At 70.5% G+C, this 1,255-nt stretch carries 1 protein-coding gene; it reads right to left on the bottom strand.

Features of this window, described 5'->3' with window-relative positions:
• Positions 1 to 1,253, bottom strand: a 1,253-nt coding sequence (locus IH13_RS0117440) for a chitinase (protein ID WP_037841619.1), incomplete at its 3' end; no start/stop codon positions are given.
• Positions 1,254 to 1,255: the final 2 nt, after the last annotated feature.

The raw sequence follows: 1,255 nt of genomic DNA, 5'->3' as shown, positions 1-1,255 counted from the left end.
CTTCCGGTGCCGCCGGTGACGGTCAGCGTGTACGTCGTCGCGTGGCTGCCGGAGGGGCTCGTTCCGGTGACGCTGACGCGGTACGTGCCCGAGGCGGTGGCCTGGGTCGTGGCGAGGGTGAGCGTGGACTGGCCGCCCGCCGTCACCGAGGCGGGGCTGAGGGACGCGGTCTTCACCGTGGCGGTGGCCGTGGCCCCGGCGGTCACCGTGCCGGAGGCCGGGGCGGCCGTCACCGAGAAGTCGTCGTCCGGCACCGTGGTGCCGCTGGTGAAGGGCGCGAAGATCCGGGTGAAGTCCCAGGTGTTCTGCTGGATCCCGGAGCAGTCGTCGGCGGCCGGGCCCCCGGGGCAGCCGCCGTTGTCGCGCTGGAGTGCCCAGAAGGAGAGGGTGTTGATGCCCTTGGCGACCGCCCAGTCGTACACCTGGGCGGCGTCGGCGAGCGTGAAGGTCTCGGCGGGCCCGAAGTCGTCGACGCCGGGCATCTCGGTGACGCCGATCATGCCCCACAGCTGGGCGGGGGTCTTGGCCGGGTAGAGCTTCGCCAGCTGGTCGTACAGGCCCTGGGCCGCCGTCTCGGTGTCGTGGGCCATGTCGTGGGCGGCGTTGTCGTAGTAGTCGAACGTCATCAGGTTGACGACGTCGACCCGCGCCCCGTTGGTCACGGCGTTGCGGAGCACGGCGAGACCGCTGGAGGCCAGTCCCCGGGTGGTCGTGGGGAGCGTGTACGAGATTTCCAGGTCGCGGCCGTTCGTGTCCGCCCAGTCCTGGAGCTTCTTGATGGCCTTGTTCCGCCGGTCGATTCCGGCGCTGTCGTCGAGGGAGTCGACCTCGATGTCCATGTCGAGCCGCGAGACGTCGTACGTCGTGACGACCTTCTGGTAGGCCGCGGCGATCTGGTCGACGTCGGTGCAGCTGTCGGCGATCTCCGTGCCGGTGGTGTCGGCGGTGTAGCCGCCGAACGACGGGATGACGTCTCCGCCTCGGGCCTGCAGGGTGTCGATGTCGGCGCCGAAGCTGGCCTGGGCGATCGGCAGGCCGGTGTCGCCGTTCCAGTACGGGGTGCAGGAGCCCCTGGTCGCCGTCTGGAGGAACGCCATGGTCAGGTGCTTCGCCCCGGACTCGGCCGCCATGGCCGCCGGGCTCTCGCCGGTCCACGATTCGAAGTAGGGGGCGAAGACGTGGTCCGGCAGCGGGGTCGCCGCCTGGGCGGTGCCGGAGCCCAGCACGGCCATGCCTCTGTCTCTTATACACATCT

The sequence above is a fragment of the Streptomyces sp. NRRL WC-3549 genome (assembly GCF_000721935.1).
GTDB lineage: Bacteria > Actinomycetota > Actinomycetes > Streptomycetales > Streptomycetaceae > Streptomyces.
The sequence above is the reverse complement of the archived record's forward strand: the minus strand, read 5'-3'. Positions and strand labels throughout refer to the sequence as shown.